Source organism: Rhizobium sp. O111, assembly GCF_055616315.1.
In genome coordinates, this window is sequence record NZ_JBSHXL010000001.1 from 3,211,343 (window position 1) to 3,227,795 (window position 16,453).

Annotated in this window: 15 protein-coding genes; 9 read left to right on the forward strand and 6 right to left on the reverse strand. The window is 61.8% G+C overall.

The window, feature by feature from the left end; all coding sequences use genetic code 11:
* The first annotated feature begins 101 nt into the window (after positions 1-101).
* A complete protein-coding gene (locus tag ACVTFQ_RS16085; protein WP_026283550.1) occupies positions 102-983 on the forward strand; it encodes a 3-hydroxybutyryl-CoA dehydrogenase in 882 nt (293 codons plus the stop codon).
* 16 nt (positions 984-999) lie between these two features.
* Here ACVTFQ_RS16085 and ACVTFQ_RS16090 read toward each other — a convergent pair whose 3' ends face one another.
* From ACVTFQ_RS16090 to tlpA, 3 genes are all read right to left on the reverse strand, one after another.
* A complete protein-coding gene (locus tag ACVTFQ_RS16090) occupies positions 1,000-4,248 on the reverse strand; it encodes a class I SAM-dependent DNA methyltransferase (protein WP_313760161.1) in 3,249 nt (1,082 codons plus the stop codon).
* Positions 4,249-4,278: 30 nt separating this feature from the next.
* Positions 4,279-4,443 (reverse strand): hypothetical protein, encoded by a 165-nt coding sequence (locus tag ACVTFQ_RS16095; RefSeq protein ID WP_313760160.1) that lies wholly within the window; start codon positions 4,441-4,443, stop codon positions 4,279-4,281.
* Positions 4,444-4,536: 93 nt separating this feature from the next.
* Positions 4,537-5,199, reverse strand: coding sequence for a thiol:disulfide interchange protein TlpA (gene tlpA, locus ACVTFQ_RS16100; RefSeq protein WP_111565130.1), 663 nt, complete (start codon positions 5,197-5,199; stop codon positions 4,537-4,539).
* 42 nt (positions 5,200-5,241) lie between these two features.
* Here tlpA and argH point away from each other — a divergent pair, with 42 nt between their 5' ends.
* The 5 genes from argH (at position 5,242) to ACVTFQ_RS16125 (ending at position 11,761) form a co-directional block, all read left to right on the forward strand.
* Positions 5,242-6,642, forward strand: coding sequence for an argininosuccinate lyase (argH, locus tag ACVTFQ_RS16105; protein ID WP_111565131.1), 1,401 nt, complete (start codon positions 5,242-5,244; stop codon positions 6,640-6,642).
* A 136-nt stretch (positions 6,643-6,778) separates the two neighbouring features.
* Positions 6,779-6,973, forward strand: a complete 195-nt coding sequence (gene lptM, locus ACVTFQ_RS16110; RefSeq protein WP_018901498.1) for an LPS translocon maturation chaperone LptM — start codon at positions 6,779-6,781, stop codon at positions 6,971-6,973.
* 12 nt (positions 6,974-6,985) lie between these two features.
* Positions 6,986-8,254, forward strand: a complete 1,269-nt coding sequence (lysA, locus tag ACVTFQ_RS16115) for a diaminopimelate decarboxylase (RefSeq protein WP_111565132.1) — start codon at positions 6,986-6,988, stop codon at positions 8,252-8,254.
* 178 nt (positions 8,255-8,432) lie between these two features.
* Positions 8,433-11,183 carry a TIGR02302 family protein gene (locus ACVTFQ_RS16120; RefSeq protein WP_111565133.1) on the forward strand — a complete coding sequence of 917 codons (2,751 nt, stop codon included), beginning with the start codon at positions 8,433-8,435 and terminating at the stop codon, positions 11,181-11,183.
* Between the two features lie 125 nt (positions 11,184-11,308).
* Complete coding sequence (locus tag ACVTFQ_RS16125) at positions 11,309-11,761, forward strand: hypothetical protein (RefSeq protein WP_111565151.1); 453 nt, start codon at positions 11,309-11,311, stop codon at positions 11,759-11,761.
* A 46-nt stretch (positions 11,762-11,807) separates the two neighbouring features.
* On the opposite strand, the gene ACVTFQ_RS16130 is transcribed toward ACVTFQ_RS16125, so the two are convergent.
* The 3 genes from ACVTFQ_RS16130 to ACVTFQ_RS16140 all read right to left on the reverse strand — a co-directional run bounded on the left by ACVTFQ_RS16130 (position 11,808) and on the right by ACVTFQ_RS16140 (position 13,747).
* Positions 11,808-12,167, reverse strand: a complete 360-nt coding sequence (locus tag ACVTFQ_RS16130) for a response regulator (protein WP_026283548.1) — start codon at positions 12,165-12,167, stop codon at positions 11,808-11,810.
* Positions 12,168-12,363: 196 nt separating this feature from the next.
* A complete protein-coding gene (hpt, locus tag ACVTFQ_RS16135; RefSeq protein ID WP_018901493.1) occupies positions 12,364-12,906 on the reverse strand; it encodes a hypoxanthine phosphoribosyltransferase in 543 nt (180 codons plus the stop codon).
* Positions 12,907-13,072: 166 nt separating this feature from the next.
* A complete protein-coding gene (locus tag ACVTFQ_RS16140; protein WP_313760159.1) occupies positions 13,073-13,747 on the reverse strand; it encodes a hypothetical protein in 675 nt (224 codons plus the stop codon).
* A 205-nt stretch (positions 13,748-13,952) separates the two neighbouring features.
* Between ACVTFQ_RS16140 and ftsE the strand changes: the two genes are divergently transcribed.
* From ftsE to ACVTFQ_RS16155, 3 genes are all read left to right on the forward strand, one after another.
* Positions 13,953-14,612, forward strand: coding sequence for a cell division ATP-binding protein FtsE (ftsE, locus tag ACVTFQ_RS16145; RefSeq protein ID WP_047508673.1), 660 nt, complete (start codon positions 13,953-13,955; stop codon positions 14,610-14,612).
* Positions 14,605-15,615 carry a cell division protein FtsX gene (locus tag ACVTFQ_RS16150; RefSeq protein WP_111565136.1) on the forward strand — a complete coding sequence of 337 codons (1,011 nt, stop codon included), beginning with the start codon at positions 14,605-14,607 and terminating at the stop codon, positions 15,613-15,615. The genes ftsE and ACVTFQ_RS16150 overlap by 8 nt, the downstream gene beginning before the upstream one ends.
* An 83-nt stretch (positions 15,616-15,698) precedes the next feature.
* The gene (locus ACVTFQ_RS16155; RefSeq protein WP_313760158.1) at positions 15,699-16,394 is read left to right on the forward strand and encodes a YdcF family protein; all 696 of its coding nucleotides are present in this window, start codon (positions 15,699-15,701) and stop codon (positions 16,392-16,394) included.
* Positions 16,395-16,453 lie beyond the last annotated feature (59 nt).

The window sequence follows — 16,453 nt, forward strand, 5'->3', positions numbered from 1 at the left end:
CTTTTTAGGGGCTACTACTGCTGCCGGGCGATCATTCGTCCGGCAGTTTTGTTGAATAGGTACGGCAATCGCGGGGGCGAAGGCCGAGCAGGGGTGTGGAGATGACTGCGGTGTTCAAGACAATCGGAATTATCGGCGCGGGCCAGATGGGTTGCGGCATCGCGCAGGTTTCGGCTAGCGCAGGCTACAAGGTCCACATCTACGATCTCACCCAGGATCGCATCGAGCGCGGCCTCGCCACCATCAACGGCAACCTCGCCCGCCACGTCACCAGCGGCAAGATGACCGACGAGGAGCGCTCAAGCACGCTCTCCTTGATATCCGGCTCCGCCGACATCAACGACCTCGCCTCCTCCGATCTCGTCATCGAGGCCGCGACCGAGGACGAAAGCGTCAAGCGCAAGATCTACGCCACGGTCTGTCCAGTCCTGAAGCCGGAAGCGATCATCGCCACCAACACATCTTCTCTCTCGATCACCCGCCTGGCATCGGCCACCGACCGCCCCGAGCGCTTCATGGGCATTCACTTCATGAACCCGGTGCCTGTCATGAAGCTGGTCGAGCTGGTGCGCGGGATCGCCACCGAAGAGACCACCTTCAAGAAGGCCCGCGAATTCGTGGCCTCGCTCGAAAAGACCGTCACCGTCGCCGAGGACTTCCCGGCCTTCATCGTCAACCGCATCCTGCTGCCGATGATCAACGAGGCGATCTACACGCTCTACGAAGGCGTCGGCACCGTCGATGCCATCGACACCGCCATGAAGCTGGGCGCCAACCACCCCATGGGCCCGCTGCAACTCGCCGACTTCATCGGCCTCGACACCTGCCTGTCGATCATGCAGGTGCTGCATGACGGCCTGGCGGACAGCAAGTACCGCCCTTGCCCGCTGCTGGTGAAATACGTCGAAGCCGGCTGGCTTGGACGGAAGTCGGGGCGTGGGTTCTATGATTATCGTGGTGAGGTTCCGGTTCCGACGCGGTAGGGTTTTGGCGCAGGCATCAAGCCGCCCGGCGGAACGAAAACCGTCGGCTATCGGTGGTCGAAACCAGACCCATGCGATGGAGCGAGGCTAGCACGGCCTCGACAGATTTGCGCACCTTCTGCCCCTGCTTAAAGCGGCCGGCGATAGCGGTGGCTTCAAGCGGCTCTTCGGCATTCATCAACTGATGCAGAACGGCGGGCGTCTGATCCCGCTCGTCGCTTGGGAAGCTCGGCCGCGGCCCGGCCTCGGCAAGTACAGCCTCGCCGAGATCAGCTTCTAGCTGCTCGGCCTTTTCCTTTTCCGAGCCGAACCGAGGGATCTGATAATCTGGTCGTAGCCAGCGCACGAGCCCGCGTTTTTCTTCCTTTGCCCGCTCGCGGTTCAGGGCCACGAGGCGAGCAAGCACTTCCTCTTCGGCAAGATCGGCTGGCCAGCCATAGGCCTCAGCCACGGCAGCATCGAGTTTCTCGTGCAGTTCCTTCTGGATCAGAATGAGTCCATCGTCAAAGATGCGACGCTCTTTTGCGTCGAGATCGTCAGCTTTCGCCCCGGCCTTCAGCCGTTCCAGTACATTATAGAGGCCGGTCAGCGTCAAATGCGCGTGCTCGGCGAGCACGCGCTTGCGGTGAGCGTCCAGTTCCTCGGCGAGGCTCGCGATCTTCTCTGAGAGGATAGATCCATCCTCATCAACCAGCTGGTTGAGTTTTTCAGCAGGCGGGAAGGGAAACGGATCGAAACACAATGACTTTGAGTATCTGGGACGATCCTCAAGAGTCCCGCCCTGTGCAAGTGCCCACAAGACATGAAATCGAGAGGATAGAACGCCCAGTGGGCAACCGTCGCTCAAGCCGATAGCAACCAACATGTTGTCCGGCAGTATCGAGACATCGAGGAACTGGAAGACGCGGTGCTTTGCCGTTTCCACCGTTGCGATGTAACGAGGAAGATTGGCGAGAGCTGGACGAAGTTCAGATCGCGGCTTTCCAAACAGCCACCACTTTTCAGCATAAGACAGGGCATCTTTTGTTGGATTCGCAGCGTATCCTACGTTCTGTTCGCGGGCGATTTTTACAGTAGCTTGAAGGTGCTGATATATCTCCGGATAGCGCGTACGCACCTGATCCGCCGAAAGGCCGAACAGGTCGATAACCATGACGCCACGCGGGCGATCAGTCAGATCGCGGCCATTGCGATAGGTCCGTATATGCTGTTCGAGGCCCGGACGGCGACCAAGACCCAAATGCTCTGCCGCCTGCGGCGTAACGATGAAACCAGAACCATGAAGCTTCATACCAGGTGAACAGATCGCCATGTTCGCCTTCAGCTCGACTGCAGCCGTCACATCCGCGCCGACCGTCAGATCCGGATTGATCTTGCCAGGCCTCTCCGCAAACAGGATAACTGGGCTATCGCTATCGACCGCTTCCTCCGCCTTCACCTCCAAAAGCAGACCATCCTCCTTGCCGGCTTCGGCCACAGTCATGGCGATACGCACCGCGGCGCTATCCCGTGTCACCTTTGTCCATGGGTGGTCGGGGACCGCCATGACGAGCGACAATGGCTTCTTCGCTTTGAGGTACGGTTCCATCACCCGGCGCTGAAACACCTGGCTTATCGAATTGGTGGTGACGAAGCCGAAGCGCTTCAGCTCGCTCTTCGACTTCAGCAGAATTTCAGCCGCACGATCCCACCAGTACATGACGAAATCGGCACTCTCGTTCATGTGGCCATGCGCTTTCCACAGCGCCTCAGCATAGGCAGAGCCCATACGAGCCCGGATGTCCTTGCCGCCCACGAACGGCGGATTTCCAACGATGTAGTCGGCTTCGGGCCACTTTGGCCGACGCGGATTTGGATAGACTTCTTTGCGGTCTACCACCTGCGGCATCGGGTAACCGTCCCACAAAAGTACCGCATCCATGCACTGTATGTTTTGAAAAGCCTTTAGGATCGGCTCGGAAGGCGCAATACCACGATTGCGGAAATGCCACTGTAGGTGACCAATCCAGAGGACCAACTCCGCAATAACGGCAGCACGTGGATTGAGCTCCATCCCAAGAAACTGATGGGGATCGACGGTATGTCGGTCTAGCGCGAAGGCTTCCTGCCCACCGAGGTCGTTGATGGCTTCCAGCACCTCACCCTCTAGGCGCTTCATTAGCTCCAGTGAGACATAAAGAAAATTGCCGGTTCCGCAGGCTGGGTCGAGCACCCGCGTATTGCAGAGCTTGTTATGATAGGCCTGCACTGTCTTGATGGCAGCTTCATTCTTGCCTTCAGATTTCTGTCGATCGGCCGTGCTGCGTGCAATATTCCACTCGTTGCGTAACGGATCGATGACCGTAGCGATAACGAGGCGTTCAACATAGGCACGTGGCGTATAATGCGCGCCGAGCCTCCGACGGTCACTCGGGTCAAGCGCCTGCTCTAGAAAGGTACCGAAGATCGCCGGCTCGACATCTCGCCAGTCATAGGATGCAGCCACCGCAAGCTCGCCGATTTCCTCCTTGGCAAGTTTCAGGGCGCGCCGATCCTTAAAGAAGGCGCCGTTGAACTTCCTGACCTTCTCGCGGATCGCGGCAGCGTCACCGCCTTCGTCCATCGCTTTCCAGAGATTTTCCATCATGCCAGGGAAAATTTCCGGCTTCTGCGCGCAGTCTTTCAGCAGGTTTTTGAAGCTTTCCTTCGGGAGAAGGTCCACATCCTCCGCGAACATGGTGAAAAGAACCCGCATGAGGAACATCGCGACGTCTTCAGTCGCGTAGCCAGCCTTCTCCAATGCTAGAGAAACCTTGGCGATGCGCGTTGCGATCTTGCGAGAAACCTTGGCGGCGTGCCGAGAGGGATCGAGTGACAGCGGGTCGGACCAGATCGCCCTCAACCTGTCACGCACCGCGTCGTGTCGAAGGTCTTCGAGATAGATACGGAATGACCGGCGGTCGGGAAACTGGTCGTAAGCCTTGCCGTCGCGGCGGAAGTTTGAATAGACCTCTATGCAATGCCCCACATCGCAAACCAGCACGAAAGGCGGCGGTTCATGCGACGCTGGTAGCAGGCGAACATAATTTTCCGCCTGCGCGCGTGCATTCATCATCAACACGTCCCAGGAACGGTTGGCGCTGGCGCGACGGCCGCGCGGAACGCTTTCGAAACCGGGCAGTTGGGGCGCGTCGCCGAGTTTCTTGTCGCCTGAAAGGCGGCTTTGCTTGGCTTCGAGCACAAAGCAATCACGCTTGTAGAGATCGATACGCTTCGTCGAGGCCAAACCATCGCGAGTGGCTTCCTTCACTGCGCGCTAGAAGACGTAGTCGTTGCCTTCCGTCGTTGCAGAGGCCGGATCGGCGTGCGGAAGATCAAGCAGATCGCAAAGCTCCGTCAGAAACAGCGCATAGTTTGCACGCTCCTGGCCGCCTTCCTGGCCTTGCCAGCGGCTGATGAATAGATCGACCTTCGATTGCATGTCTGATTCTGCCCCGCATTCAACTGCTGTTTTACGACGTAGGGCTCAACTCGCAAGCAGTCCGTATCTATAAAAGGGATCGCCCCCCACAAACTAAATCCCCACAGCCCCCTTGATCAGCGCCTTGGCATCCGCGCTATCCCAGGCCGCCGGCCCGTTCATCGCCGAGATCAGGCAGCCCTTGTCGTCGATCAGCAACGTCACCGGCAGACCGAACGCCAGCCCCTGTTTCTTCAGCCCGTTGAACACCGCGATCGTATCGTCGCGGTAAAGCTTCAGCGCATCGACGCCCGTCTCGGAGAGAAACGTCTTCGGCTTCTCGTCGTCGCCGGTGTCGATGTTGACGGGAACGACCTGGAATTTGTCGCTGCCGAGTTCCTTCTCCAGCGCGTTCAAGGCCGGCATTTCCTCGCGGCAGGGCACGCACCATGTCGCCCAGAGATTGAAGAGCACCGTCTTGCCGGCGAAATGGTCGAGCGTCATCGGCTTGCCGTCGGCATCCTTGAAGGCGATCGATGTCATCCGGACCGGCTGTTCGGGCGCGACCATGGCGGCCACTTCGCCCTTCAGGAACGGCTTGATGCGGGTCGCGATGTCCTTCGTGGCCTTGCATTCGCCCGCCGCCATATCGGCGCCGCCATTGCCAGACCCCGTCTCCTTAATGTAAACCGCTGCCGCACCGGCAATGATGCCTGCGACGACCGCGATCCCGATCAGTTTCAGGGATGGCAGGCGCAAGGGCGTTCTTGTTGTCATTTCATTCTCCCGGACACGCGTTCTTCAAGGCAGGCATCTTTCATGGCCGACAGCACGGACACCAAATCCTCCAACCAGATGTGGGGCGGACGTTTCGCTTCCGGCCCAGATGCGATCATGGAGGAGATAAATGCCTCGATCGGTTTCGACAAGAAGCTGTTTGCGCAGGATATTCGCGGATCGATCGCCCACGCCACCATGCTCGCCCACCAGGCTATCATTTCGGCCGATGATAAGGACAAGATCGTCGAAGGGCTAAACACGATCCTGTCAGAGATCGAGGCCGGCAACTTCGAATTCTCGCGCAAGCTGGAAGACATTCACATGAATGTCGAGGCGCGTCTTGCGACGCTGATCGGCCCGGCCGCCGGCCGCCTGCACACCGCCCGCTCGCGCAACGACCAGGTGGCGCTCGATTTCCGCCTTTGGGTCAAGGAAGAGCTGCAGAAGACCGAACAGCTGCTGACCAGCCTGATTGCGGCCTTCCTCGACCGCGCCGAAGAGCATGCCGATACCGTCATGCCCGGCTTCACGCACCTGCAGACCGCCCAGCCCGTCACCTTCGGCCATCATTGCATGGCCTATGTCGAAATGTTCGGCCGCGACCGCTCGCGCGTGCGCCACGCCATCGAGCACCTGGACGAGAGCCCGATCGGCTCGGCTGCCCTTGCCGGCACCGGCTATCCGATCGACCGCCACATGACGGCCAAGGCGCTCGGCTTCCGCGAGCCGACCCGCAATTCGATCGACACAGTCTCCGACCGCGATTTCGCTATCGAGTTCCTGGCGCTGGCATCGATCTGCGCCATGCACCTGTCGCGTCTGGCCGAAGAGATCGTCATCTGGTCGACACCGCAGTTCGGCTTCGTGCGCCTGTCGGATGCCTTCTCCACCGGCTCCTCGATCATGCCGCAGAAGAAGAACCCGGATGCCGCCGAACTGGTGCGCGCCAAGACCGGCCGCATCAACGGCTCGCTGATCGCGCTGCTGACGATCATGAAGGGCCTGCCGCTCGCCTATTCCAAGGACATGCAGGAAGACAAGGAACAGGTCTTCGATGCCGCCGAAAGCCTGGAGCTCGCCATCGCGGCGATGACCGGCATGGTCCGCGACCTGACCATCAACACCGAGCGCATGAAGGCTGCCGCCGGCACCGGTTACTCGACCGCGACCGACCTCGCCGACTGGCTGGTGCGCGAGGCGGGCCTGCCCTTCCGCGACGCCCACCATGTGACCGGCCGCGCCGTGGCGCTGGCCGAAAGCAAGGGCTGCGATCTCTCGGACCTGTCGCTCGCCGATCTGCAGGCAATCAACGCCGCCATCACGGACAAGGTCTACGACGTCTTGACCGTCGAAGCCTCGGTCGCCAGCCGCAAGAGCTTCGGCGGCACGGCGCCTTCGGAAGTCCGGAAGCAGATCACCTACTGGCGCGCCCGCAACTGATCCCGAAAAGGGCGGAGCGCAACCCGCTTCGCCCCTCCGATTTCGCAAAGCGCGAGACCGCAACAATCAGGGTGCACAAGGCGGATAAACTTCGCTATGAAGGTGTCCATCCGTGCCGCTTCCCAAGAGGAATTCCATGCAGACCAGCTTCCCGCAGATCATCCGCCTGACGGTCGTTTTCGCCGTGATCGGCCTTGCCGTCGCCGGATGCGGGCGCAAGGGCGACCTCGATCCGCCGAGCGTGCAGGCAACGAAGGAGGGCGACTCGTCCAAACCGACGCAGCAGCCCGGTGTCAAGGACCGCCACTTCTTCCTCGATCCTCTTCTGTAACAGGCGACTAAAGTGAACCATTTCGAGTATCGCGACGGCATCCTCTACGCCGAGAACGTTCCCGTTCCCGAGATTGCCAAGGCCGTCGGCACGCCCTTCTACGTCTATTCCACGGCAACGCTCGAGCGCCACTACAAGGTCTTCTCGCAGGCTTTCAGCGATGTAGACTCCATGGTCTGCTACGCCATGAAGGCCAATTCGAACCAGGCCGTCCTGAAGACGCTCGGCAATCTCGGCGCCGGCATCGATGTCGTCTCCGAGGGCGAACTGCGCCGCGCTCTGGCAGCCGGCATCCCGGCCAACCGCATCATGTTCTCCGGCGTCGGCAAGACCGCGCACGAGATGGACTATGCGCTCGAAGCCGGCATCTACTGCTTCAACGTCGAATCCGAGCCTGAGCTCGAGATTCTCAACCAGCGCGCCGTCAAGGCCGGCAAGAAGGCGCCCGTCTCCTTCCGAATCAACCCCGATGTCGACGCCCGCACGCACGCCAAGATCTCGACCGGCAAGAAGGAAAACAAGTTCGGCATTTCCTGGGAACGCGCCCGCGCCGTATACGCCCGCGCCGCCACCTTGCCCGGCATCGAAGCCACCGGCATCGACATGCACATCGGCAGCCAGATCACCGAGCTGCAGCCCTTCGACGACGCCTTCAAGCTGCTGCGCGAGCTGGTCAGCACGCTGCGCGCCGACGGCCACGATATCCACCATGTCGATATCGGCGGTGGCCTCGGCATTCCCTACAAGGACGACAACAACCCGCCGCCGCTGCCCGACGCCTATGCAGCGATCGTCAAGAACCAGCTGCGCGAACTCGGCTGCAAGATCGTCATGGAGCCCGGTCGCCTGATCGTCGGCAATGCCGGCATTCTGGTCACCGAAGTACTCTACGTGAAGGACGGCGGCGAGAAGACCTTCGTCATCGTCGACGGCGCCATGAACGACCTCATCCGCCCGACGCTCTACGAGGCCTATCACGAGATCCGCCCCGTGGTGATCTCGGCCGCCAACGCGCCGCGCATCAAGGCCGATGTCGTCGGCCCCGTTTGCGAGACCGGTGACTACCTGGCGCTCGACCGCGAAATGGCGATGCCGAAATCGGGCGATCTCTTCGCCGTCAGCTCCGCCGGAGCCTATGGCGCGGTACAGGCCGGCACATACAACAGCCGCCTTCTGGTGCCTGAGGTGCTGGTCAAGGGCAGCGATTTCCACGTCATCCGTCCGCGCCGGACCTATGAAGAGCTGATCGCGCTCGACAGCGTCCCCTCCTGGCTCGACTGATCAACGGCAATCACTTTTTGGCGAAGACGCGGGAAAAACCGGCATTGACCGGCCCCTGCCCTCGTCTTCGCCACAAAGAGTGTTATCCTTTCCGCATACCGTCTTGCCCGGTCACCGCCGCGCAAGCCCTCTCTGCCCTTTAACGCCAGGCCCTCAACGCCAGATCGCGGAGACCGGATTGAAGAACAGCACCAAGAGCGAAAAGAAAGGTGCCTTTGCCCTGAAGCCGTCGCTCGCGCGGCTGGTGGCGGCAAAGCGCCTGACCGCCCAATGCGTGTTGCTGTTCGAGCAGGTGCTGCCTCTCACCCTGCCCATCCTGTCGCTCGCGGCACTTTATCTGGCCGCCTCCTGGTTCGGCGTCTTCCGCATCGTTCCTGATTGGCTGCGTGTCGTACTGCTCGCTGGCTTCGGCCTTGGGCTGCTGGCAACGCTCTATCCCTTCCGCAAGCTGCACTGGCCGGGTTCGGCCGCCGCCGACCGGCTGCTGGAAGAGCGCAACGGCCTTTCTCATCAGCCGGTCGCCGTGCAGGAAGACGAGCCGGCCTTCGACACCCCCTTCGCCCGCGCGCTGTGGCGCGAGCACCAGACCCGCATGGCCGAGAAGATCGCCTCGCTGGACGCCGGCTTCCCGCAGCCCGATATCGCCTCGCATGACCGCTGGGCGTTGCGCGCCATCCCAGCCCTTCTGATTGTCGTCGCCTTCGGCTATTCGCTGTCGACGAACGGCGGCTCGATCGGCGATGCGCTGCAGCCGCGCCCGCAGGCGCAGGCAACCGACCCGGCCGTGCGCATCGACGCCTGGATCACCCCGCCCGCCTATACCGGCCGCGCCCCCGTCTATCTCACCGCGACCGGCAGCGAGCAGGGCGCGATCAAGATCCCGCAATCGTCGAACCTCACCGTGCGCGTCTCCGGCGGCAAGGCCGACGAGAAGGTGATCTTCGCCCGCGAGGACGGCCAACGCATCGAGATCGCCGCCGCCGAAAACCCCGCCACCACGCCGAACGCCCCCGCTTCAACGACACCTGCTCCGACAACGGCCGAGGGTCAGCAGCCGGCAGCGGCAACGCCCCAGCAGCAGACCGCCTCCACGCATCTGATGAAGCTCGAGGAAAACGGCACGCTCGAGGTCAACGGCCGCAAATGGGCCTTCGACGTCATCCCGGACAAGGCGCCCGAGATCGCCTTCAACGGCCTGCCGAAACCGACGGTCAACGGCGCGCTGGAGATCGGCTACACCATCAAGGACGACTACGGCGTCCAGGAAGCAACGGCCGAAATCGTGCCTGTCGAGACAGACACGAGCGCCACGCCGCTTTATCCGCTGCCCGAATACAAGCTCGACATTCCGCGCCGCAACGCCCGCGACGCCAAGGGTGTGGCCAGCAAGAACCTCACCGAGCATCCGCTCGCGGGCAAGCGCGTGCGCATCACGCTGATCGCCAAGGACGCCGCCGGCCAGACGGGCCGCAGCCCGCCGCACGAGATGACGCTGCCCGCCCGCCCCTTCAGCGAGCCGCTCGCAGCCGCCGTCGCCGAACAGCGCCAGACCTTCGCGCTCGACACCCGCAAGATGCCCGAGGCGATCGCGCTCAACGAGGCGCTGACACTGCGCCCGGAAGAGACGATACCCAATCTCACCAATTACCTGCTGATCGAATCCGCCCGCCAGCGCATGAAGCTCGCCAAGGGCGACGAGGCGCTGAAGGACACGGCCGACTATCTGTGGGACATCGCCATCGGCATGGAGGACGGCAACCTCTCTGAGGCTGAGCGCAACCTGCGCAACGCCCAGCAGAACCTCGCCGACGCCCTGCAGCGCAACGCGCCCGACGCCGAGGTCAAGAAGCTCATGGACGAACTGCGCAAGGCGATGCAGGACTACATGAAGGAGCTGGCACAGCGCATGCAAAATGCGCCGATGCAGCCCAACCAGAACGCCCAGAACGTCATCCGTCAGCAGGATCTGGAGCGGATGATGGACCAGATCGAAAATCTCGCCCGCTCCGGCAACCGCGACGCCGCCCAGCAGATGCTGTCGGAGCTGCAGCGGATGATGAACAACATGCAGGCCGGCCGGCCGCAGCGTGGCCAGCAGCAGCAGGGCCAGGACAACAGCCAGATGCGCCAGCAGATGGACAAGCTCGGCCAGATCCTGCGCGACCAGCAGAAGCTGATGGAAGAGACCTTCAAGCTCGACCAGCAGCTGAAGGACCGCATGCAGCGCGGCGACCCCAACAACATGAACCCCGACCTCGGGATGAACGACCCGCTTCTGAACGACATGCCGATGGACAATGACGGCATGCCGCAGGATCAGCAGCAACAACAGGGCCAGCAAGGCCAAAACCAGCAGGGCCAGCAGCAACAGGGTCAGCAAGGCCAGCAGGGCCAGAACCCCTCCGACGAAATGACGGCCGAACAGCTGCGCGAGGCGCTGAAGCAGCTGCGCGAGCGTCAGGACCAGCTCGGCAAGCAGCTCGGCGAGATGCAGAAGAGCCTCGGCGACATGGGCATGAAGCCCGGCCAGGGCTTCGGCCAGGCGCAGCGCGAGATGGAAGGCGCCGGCCGCGAGCTCGGCCAGGGTCGCGGCGAGCCGGCCATACAGGGCCAGGGCCGCGCGCTGGAAGCATTGCGCCAGGGCGCTCGCGACATGATGAACCAGATGATGCAGGCGCAGCAGGGTCAGCAAGGCCAGGGTCAGGGACCGCAGGGCCAGGTCGGCCAGGGCAACCAGAACGGCCGCGATCCGCTCGGCCGTCCGCGCCGCGCCGACGGTCCCGACTTCGGCGATCAGGTGAAGGTGCCCGACGAGATCGACGTGCAGCGCGCCCGCGAAATCCTCGATGCCATCAGAGAAAAGCTGGGCAACAACCCTTCACAGGAGATGGAACGGCGCTATCTTGAACGCCTGCTCGATATTCAATAAGACGCAGGATATATTCTTGATTTCAAACCTGCCCCGAACAGCGGCTTTTCACCCGTATGGGGCTATTCCAAAACCGCGGAAGCTTCGTAATGTCGCGGCGGCAGGCGACGAACGATAGCGATTCGATGGCAATTCTCTTCAAGACGGTAATCGACGAAAACACGGCATTCGAGATGATCGGCAATGCCCTGTCCGAGCACGGCAACGACTATGACGGCTATCTGAACGTCGTCGCCGACGAAGGTGAGCAGACGCTGACCTGGGGCCCGAACATGCATGCCGAGCAGTTCCAGGCCGAAATGACGGAGATCTTTCGCGCCACCTGGGACATCTGCCCTTTCTGGGTGGTGTATGAGCGCCGCGACGATCGCAAGGATCCCGACGCCAACGATATCCGCAACGCCGCCTTCAGGCTGACGCGCGCCTATGACGGCGTGCTCGTCGTCACGCTCAGCCTGCTCGACAAGCGCGACCATGCCGAAGATATCGAACTGATCTTCGTCTGCTTCAAGGAAGACCCGCAGCGCCGGAATTTTCGCGTGCGCTTCGAGGGCAAGTTCATTCAGCCACAGAACTGAAAAAGCCGGCGAGAGCGCCGGCTTTGAATGGCATTACCGAGCTGTCTCAGGCCGCCAGAGCGCGGGCAACCGCCTTGCGGATATCGGGAAGCGCGAATGGCTTCGACACGACGTCGACGATCTTCTCGGCGAGGTCATCGGCGCGTTCGCGCTGTTCGGCATAGCCGGTCATCAAAAGGATCTTCAGCGCCGGAAAGGCCGACTTCGCCTGGTGGGCGAGCTCGATGCCGTCCATCACGGGCATGCGGATATCCGACAGCAGCAGGTCGTAGCCGCCGATGTTGAGCTTCTCCAGCCCTTCCGCACCGTCAGCCGCTTCTTCGGTCTCATGACCGTCGAGGCGCAAAGCGCGGGCTACGAAAGAACGCAGGGAATCTTCGTCTTCCGTAATCAGAATTCTTGCCATGGTGTGCATTGCTCCGTTTCATGCCCTACCCGCAAATCACACGACTTTCCTTTGCGAGTGGTAAACGGCCGAAGGCAATGATCCGGGCGATGGACGGGATGGTTAACAACCCGTCTTGAAATGACACGTCTAGAGCATGTCGCGCAAAAGTGTGCAGCGGTTTTGCAGCAACGACATGCGACAATAAAAAGACGTGTTACGCGTCGCCGGTGACGACACCAACGAAGGGAAGCTCGCGGAAGGCATAGGCCACGTCCATGCCGTAGCCGACGACGAAATAGTCGGGGCATTCGAAGCCGACATAATCCGCTTCCAGCTTTTCCTTACGCTTCACGCTCTTGTCGAGCAGCACGGCGATGGTGACGTTGCGGGCGCCGCGCTCGTAGAGCAGTTCCTTGGCGAACTTCAGCGTGCGGCCGGATTCGAGGATATCGTCGATCAGGAGAACGTCGCGGTCCTTCACCTCGCTATCGATATCCTTGACGATCCTGACACCTTGCGAAACCGTGCCGGTGCCGTAGCTCGACAGCGTGATGAACTCGACCTCGGGCGCAAGCCCGCTGTCGTGCAGCGCGCGGATGAGATCGGCCGCGAAAATGAACGAGCCCTTGAGGACGGCGATGACGAGCAGGTCCTTGGTCGGTCCCTTGGCGATCTCCCGGGCGATGGCATGATTGCGCTCGGCAATCATCTCGGCCGTGAAAAGAGGATCGATATTCTTACCGCGCACCACAGGCATGAAGGCTTGCTCCCTGAAAACAAGCACAAGCCGTTAGCACAAACGGCGCCGCGAAACACCCCATAAAGCATGTCGCGCAAAAGTGTGACGCGGTTTTGCGCTGCTGACATGCGCTAGAGCAGAGATCTAAAGCGTGAAGAGCGAATCCGTAGGATCGCGACACGCTTTAGGGCATAAAGGAGAGCCGAACCTCGGGCGTTTTTCCACCGGGATACTGTATCCTGGAGGAGAAGCCGCGGCTCTGGCCGCCATAGATCACGTCGGCGGGTGCATTGATCACCACGCTGGCGACCAGTTTCTCGTCGGCATAGAGATTGGCGCGGATCGGCCGCACCATCTGCGTCGTGCCGCTGACATTGTCGATGATGCCGTTGATGAGAAGCACCCGCATGCCATTGGCATCGCGCGGCGTCGCCGTCACATGGGTGAAGTGCAGCGGATCGGTATCGACCGCCGCATTGGACGCAGACAGACCGGAGAACCCGCCGGAGAGACCGAAGACGAGCACGCAGAGCGCCACCACAAGCACGGAGAAATGCTTGAGCGAGGCCTGCTGCAGCCAGGCCTCGGCGGCCTGAACGAAGGATGGCGCGAGAACCGGCGCTGCTTGCGCTGTACGCGGCGACGGACGAGCGCCAGCACTGCGGCTGTTGTCGTTGAAGCTGCGGCCCTTGAAGCTACGATCGTTGAAATCAGGCCCGCGCTGCTTGCCGATGACCACGAATTCGGCGTCGGCGATATCGGCGGGACGGCTTTGCCGGTGCTCGCGCTTCACGGCCTCCGGCGGCAGGAAATCGTAGGCCCGCCCGGGTGCCTGGCGCTTGAACGAGGAGGATGTCATGACGACCGCCTTTCCGGTATCCACTGCTTTCACGCCCAACCTTAGAGGCGGGCATTGAAACGAATCCTCTCTACTCGTAAATTTTATTGGTTAATGCTTCGCAAATGCCGCCATCAAACAGGCGTCTTTCCGGCGAAATTTACCCGTTGTTAACGGATCTGGTTAACAAGTCATGCGGTGAAACAACAAGAAACTGAGCGGCCCGTTGATCCACTTCGAGAATGTCGGTTTGCGCTATGGAATGGGACCGGAAATCCTCCGGGACCTGACCTTCGACATCCCGAAGAAATCCTTCCAGTTCCTGACCGGCCCTTCCGGCGCCGGCAAGACCACGCTGCTTCGGCTTCTCTTCCTTTCGCTGCAGCCGACACGCGGGCTGATCCGCATGTTCGGGCGCGACATCACCGATATACCCCGTACCGAGCTGCCGCTCCTGCGCCGCCGCGTCGGCATCATCTTCCAGGAATTCCGCCTGCTCGACCATCTCACCACCTATGAGAACGTGGCGCTGCCGCTGCGCGTGCGCGGCAAGGATGAGGCCTCCTACAAGACCGACGTGTTGGAACTGCTGAAATGGGTCGGCCTCGGCGAGCGCATCAACGTGCTGCCCCCGGTGCTCTCGGGCGGTGAGAAGCAGCGCGCCGCGATCGCCCGCGCCCTCATCGACCGCCCCGAGATCCTGCTCGCCGACGAGCCGACCGCCAACGTCGATCCGCCGATGGCCCGCCGCCTGCTGAACCTTTTCCTCGAACTCAACCGCCTCGGAACCGCCGTCGTGATCGCCACCCACGATCTGACGCTGATGGACCAGGTGGACGCCCGCCGGATGATCCTCTCGGAAGGGCACCTCGACATCCATGACTGAGCCAACCGCCCGCCCCGCAGCGCCAGCAGCCTCCAAGGGTCAGAAACGCCCGGAGATGAAGGTGCGCCCGACCGCGCCGATCCTGCCGTCCGCCAACATCCAGGGCAACGCGCTGATGGTCGTGATCGCGATCATGGCCTTTCTCGCCTGCCTGACGCTCGGCGGCGTTTCGATGGTGCGCTCGACAGCCGCAAGCTGGGAAAGCCAGATCTCCCGCGAGATCACCATCCAGATCAAGCCCGACGACGGGCTCGACATGGACAAGGCGCTGAATGACGCCCGCCGCATCGCGCTCACCTTCGTCGGCACCAAGGATGGCCAGATTGTCGACGAGGCCGCCACCGCGCGCCTGCTCGAACCCTGGCTCGGCACCGGCCTCGACATCAAGGAGCTGCCCGTCCCCCGCCTGGTCATCATCACCATCGACGAGAGCAACCCGCCCGATTTCGACGCGATGCGCGCCATGCTGAAGGAGAGCATTCCGCAATCCTCGCTCGACGATCACCGCACCTGGGTCGACCGCCTGGTCTCGATGGCCCACACGACGGTCATGATCGGCACCGGCGTGCTGCTGCTGGTCTTCTCCGCCATGGTCCTGACCGTGGTCTTCGCCACCCGTGGCGCATTGTCCGGCAACAGGCACATCGTCGAAGTCCTGCACTTTGTCGGCGCCGAGAGTTCCTTCGTCGCCAACGAGTTCCAGAAGCATTTCCTGAAGATCAGCCTCAAGGGCTCGGCCGTCGGCTCAGCACTCGCCGCCCTCTTCTTCGTGTGCGCCGGCTTTTTGCAGAGCCGCACGCTCGCCACCCCGCAGACCGACCAGGCGACAGCATTGTTCGGCACCTTCTCGGTCGGCGCGCTCGGCTATGCCGGCATCTTCGCGACGATGATCGTCATCGCCCTCCTGACCACCTTCACTGCCCGGCTAACGGTCATGCGCACCATCTACGAAATCGACACGCTGCGCTCCGATCCCACTCGCGCCGACGGCCTTCCGAATTAAGATTACGGGCTGCATTTTGCCATGAAAGCGTCTGTTCGCCGCCCTAATCTGCGTATATTTTTTGATTCATGAGCATGAGCCGCATGTCGCACGACCCGATTCGCCCGAAAACGGAGCTTTCCCGCTCCGAGAGCGAGCCCGCGCGCCGTGGCCCCGTGCGCCGCATGCTGCGCTGGGGCGGCGTTGCCTTCGTGCTCGCTATCGCCCTGGTTTTCGGCGGCTTTCTGTTCTTCGCGGATTCGGTCACCACACTGAAGCCGCCGCTCGATCCGCATGCGGACGCCATCGTCGTACTGACAGGCGGCTACCAGCGCATCGACCAAGCCGTGGAACTCCTGCAGAAGGGCGCCGGCAAGCGCCTGCTGATCTCCGGTGTCCACCCGACCACCACCCGCAACCAGATCCGCAAGATGACGCAGGCAGCGCCCGATCTCTTCGATTGCTGCGTCGACATCGGCTACGATGCGCTCGACACGATCGGCAATGCCGAGGAAGCGACCAACTGGATCCACGCCAAGGGCTACAAGAGCGTGTTGATTGTCACCAACAACTACCACATGCCGCGCAGCCTCGCCGAACTCGCCTATGTCGATCCCGAAACCCAGTTCGTGCCCTATCCCGTGGTCAACACCGACCTGAAGAACAGCAACTGGTTCACCGATCCCAACGCCATGCGCGTCATGCTGGCCGAATACGGCAAGCTGCTCTTTGCCGGCGCCCGCAACCTGACCGGCCTCTTCCGCCACCCGGGCCTGCGCTCCGCCGAAGGCGATAGCTGAGCCGATCAGCGCTTTTTCTGCCGCTCAATATCGTGTAGGACGGCTGTGCCGCCCGTCTG